The sequence below is a fragment of the Acetobacter musti genome (genome assembly GCF_011516835.1).
In the GTDB taxonomy this organism is placed as follows: Bacteria; Pseudomonadota; Alphaproteobacteria; order Acetobacterales; family Acetobacteraceae; genus Acetobacter; species Acetobacter musti.
This window is the reverse complement of record NZ_WOTB01000110.1, coordinates 1-918: the sequence shown is the minus strand read 5'-3', so window position 1 is coordinate 918 and position 918 is coordinate 1. Positions and strand designations below refer to the sequence as shown.

The window sequence follows — 918 nt, the reverse complement described above, 5'->3', positions numbered from 1 at the left end:
AGAGCCTGAATCAGAAAGCGGTTTGATTGATTTTTCGCAGAACTCTGCGGATATGGGCAATCATCAACCATGCGCAGGATGACGAGATTGTTGTCTCGACATCCTTCGTGAGGCGACGGCAACGTCCGAGCCATGCAAAGCTACGCTCCACGATCCAGCGTTTGGGCAAGACGACGAAGCCTTCGGCCCGATCGCTACGTTTGACGATCTCGATCGTCCATCGGCCGAGTTCAGCCAGCGTACCACGCAACTTCTCGCCAGCATATCCCCCGTCACCGATCAGATGGCGAAGCCAGGGAAACAATGAGCGTATTCTGGTCGCTACCAGCGGCGCACCATCACGATCCTGAATGTCGGCGGGATGTACAACAGCCGCCACGACATGACCCAGCGTGTCGGTCGCGATATGTCGCTTGCGTCCCTTGATCTTCTTGCCCGCGTCATAACCGCGGGGGCCGCCATTTTCAGCGGTTTTAACCGACTGGCTGTCAATAATGCCCACTGAAGGCGTGGCGTCTCGCCCGTCCTGCTCACGCGACAGGATCACGAGAATATGGTTCATGGCTTCCCATCGTCCCTCGCGGATCCAACGGTAGAAATAGCCCTGTACGGTCGTGAAGGCCGGAAAGTGCCGAGGTAACTGCCGCCATTGACAGCCGGTCGTGACGATATAGAGGATCGCCTCCATGACCCGGCGCAAATCCGTACGTCGTGGTCTGCCCAGCCGTTTCTTCTCGGGCATCAGCGGCGCAATCAGCGCCCACTCCGCATCGCGCAGGTCGCTTGCATATTCCAGGTCGTCCCTTTGATACTGCGCTCGGGTGATTTCAGTCCAGGCCATCTTGATCTCATCAGGTTATCGCAAACCCATGAATCATAACCCGCTGAAATCACTCAACTCATTTTCGGTCAGACACT

The 918-nt window shown here is 56.6% G+C and carries 1 protein-coding gene; it reads right to left on the bottom strand.

What is annotated here, in order from left to right; genetic code table 11:
• Positions 1–10: 10 nt before the first annotated feature.
• Positions 11–841: an IS5 family transposase gene (locus GOB93_RS20960; RefSeq protein ID WP_070323562.1), complete on the bottom strand. Its 831-nt coding sequence runs from the start codon at positions 839–841 to the stop codon at positions 11–13.
• Positions 842–918: the final 77 nt, after the last annotated feature.

Bases quoted from the DNA above. Each gene is read 5' to 3' on its own strand.
- GOB93_RS20960 (WP_070323562.1), bottom strand. From the start codon at position 841: ATGGCCTGGACTGAAATCACCCGAGCGCAGTATCAAAGGGACGACCTG.